The sequence below is a fragment of the Methanosphaera sp. genome, assembly GCF_016282985.1.
Lineage (GTDB): Archaea > Methanobacteriota > Methanobacteria > Methanobacteriales > Methanobacteriaceae > Methanosphaera.
Map to the genome: position 1 here is coordinate 1 of NZ_JAEELZ010000108.1, position 3,175 is coordinate 3,175.

General features: G+C 28.2%; 2 protein-coding genes. Both read right to left on the bottom strand.

Annotation, left to right across the window (positions count from 1 at the left end; all coding sequences use genetic code 11):
• Positions 1-1,706: AMP-binding protein (locus tag QZZ11_RS06530; RefSeq protein WP_292474621.1), on the bottom strand; the 1,706-nt coding region annotated here is incomplete at its 3' end.
• 167 nt (positions 1,707-1,873) lie between these two features.
• On the bottom strand, positions 1,874-3,175 hold a 1,302-nt coding region (locus QZZ11_RS06535; RefSeq protein WP_292474623.1), incomplete at its 5' end, for an ATP-binding domain-containing protein.

A 3,175-nucleotide genomic window follows, 5' to 3' on the forward strand; every position in this document is an offset into this window, starting at 1 on the left:
GCAACTGGTACGCTCATTTCAATAGGGTGATCAACACCAACAACACAACAATCAGCAACATGCGGTGATTTTAACAAAGTCTCACGAATTTTTTCTGGATGAACATTAAAGCCATTCCTCATGAAAATGTTTTTATATCGATCAAGCATATATACATGGCCATCTTTATCCATATATCCTTCATCACCTAAATGTAACCATTTAGTACCATCAGAATGAATTTTAATTACTTTAGCAGTTTCTTCTGGATTATTTAAATACTCTTCCATTACCGTATCGCCAGACATACAAATTTCACCAACTTCTCCATATGGAAGTTCCTCATCTGTCCCATATTTAAAAATTCCACAATTTGAAAGAGCAATAGGGATTCCTACACTACCAAACTTATAAGCTCCTCTAGTTGTAAATATTCCAGTACCCATATTTTCAGTTGATCCCAATCCTTGCCTTACAAATACTTTAGATTCACCAGTCTTTGGTTCAACATAATTTTCATCAACATTACCATTTAATTCTTTTTCAGTTTTCTTGGACAAAGAAGCTCCACCACATAAATAATTTTTTGGTTGTGGTAATTCTCCATTTTTATATTCATCACTTTTAATTATATTTTCATAATGTATTGGTCCACCAGAAAAGTGTTGTGGCCTGAATTTCTTTAATAACATCGCGATTTTATCAGTAACCAATTGTGGAATAATTATATTTTTTAATCCTCCACACATAGTATGATGCATAATTCCTAATCCATAAGATATGGATTGTATCAAAACATCCAAATTTACTTCGCCAGCTTCAAACGGATGAGCTAATTCCTCACTGAAGTCACATGCATTAACTGCTCTATCAGTCAAACAAGCACCCTTAGGAATACCAGTTGTTCCACTTGTTCCAACTATTACTGCAATATGATTTTTTTCATAATATGGTTTAAAATCTTTAAATGTTTTAATTTTATTTTTTCTTCTATACTTTTTACCGGCATTTAATATTTTATCCCAAGTAATAATTCTACTATCTTTTGGTATTGTATATTTTTTTTCTTTATCAGTTAGCATAGCTATCTTTCGTGCTAATGGAGGTAGTGCTTCCAAACCATTCAAATAAATTATATGTTTAATAGAATCGTTATTCAAAAATTCAGAAAACTTATCATAAAACGCGCCAAAAATGGCAACATTTTTTATAGAATTCAATTTGATAATCTCTGAAAATTTACTAGTTGGAATCATCGGAGAAATCGGGTATACAGTAGCACCAATACCATTACCACCATATATACACTCCCTACTTTCAACGACATTAGGAATCATATTTAAGAATATTTCATTTGGCTTAATTCCTAGTTCAATTAAACCGCAGGCTACTGTAACTGTTTCTTCTAAAAATTGTCTATATGTCAGCGTTCTAATGCTTTTATCAAAGTTATTAAAATCCATACGTAAATCAAGTGCTTCTGCATCTAAAAATTCGGAAACGCTGTCAATAAGATACTGGAACATTGATTTTTCAGGAACTTCGCTAGTTACAGCTTCCTCGTCATAGTATTTATACCATGGATTACTTACACTTGCATACTCTAACATAGGTCCCTGTATTTCACCCAACGCCAGTTTTCTCAAATATAAATCCCTCATCTTTTTGTCATTTATATCTAATTTTGATATTTTTAATTTTAATTCATTTAATTCGGTTTGATTCATAAACATCCCCCATCAATACTATACTATATTAATTATATCAAAAATACATAAAAAAATAAACAAAAAAGAGTATTTAATACTCTTAGAATCCTAATACCGCTAAGAATCATAAAATATTTGCTAGCCATTTTATATTCTTGCATAGTATTAAACAAAACTATTTTATACTATAAGTTATTGTCGCCAACGATTACAAGTTTATGCAAAGCTCTAGTCATCGAAACATATAAAAGTTTTAAATCTATAACATTTTCCTTATCAAATGAATCAACAATTATTACACTATCAAATTCAAGTCCCTTAGATAAATAACTCGGTAATATGTTTATATTACTGTCATAATTTAAGTTAGCTTTGTTTATTAGATTAATATTTATCTCATCCTTAAGTTTTTCATATAGCTTATCCGCTTCATCTTGTGTCTTAGTTATTATAGCTATCGTCTTGTACTTTTTATTCAACTCGTTCATTAATTCTATTATATTCTTATTAATATACTCAACTGCATCACCATGTCTTATTACAGGTATAGCTTCCGTTAAATTTAGTTTTTTATTTATCTTGTTAGCTTCATCCATGATTTCTATCGTAGTACGATAACTTTTATTTAGTTTTAATATTTCTACATCATTGAATATATCATTCAAGCATTCCCAGTTATCTATACTTCTATATGAATAAAGGCTTTGTGCAAGATCACCATAAATACTGAACGTTGCATTTTTAAACATTTTGTTTAATACATAGAATGCAAATTGTCCATAATCCTGTGCCTCATCTATAACTATATGCTTATAGTTTTCAAAAATGTTATCATCAATAAGCAAATATCTAATATAAAGTAATGGGGGAATGTCTTCGATATCAATTTTGTTGTTACTTATTTCATTAGTATTCAAATTCATGTCTTCTAATATTGATATATATATTTTTTTGATTTTTAGATTTAAAACTTTGAAATATTTTTTCAAATGTAAACCAATATTATTTTTAACATCGTTTATAACTTCACTACTGACATTTCGTTTTATCAAATTTGAAATTATGCTTTCCTTATTTGTCTCAATATATTTAGTCATTAAAAGAATCAATCTTTCCACTTTAGACCTAATACTCTTATAATAATTTTGATTTATGTCATTATAAAAATTTTTTATTACACCTTTATTTATTATTACTTCACCTTTAATTGTAAAATCATTTTCCGGGAGTATTTCAATTGTTTTAAAGTATTCATCTATCTTATTTTTTAATTCTAATGATGTTTTAATCTTTGATACATTATCATGGTCAATTATTTTATCTAAATTATTATTAATAGTATAATCTTCACCTACATATTTTTCAAAAACTTCTTCAATAGTATATTCTGAAACGCCATTAACATCAAGGTCTGGTAATATTCCAGATATATAATTAACAAAAAACTTATTAGGTCCTATTACCATGTAATCGCTTGGTTTATAGAC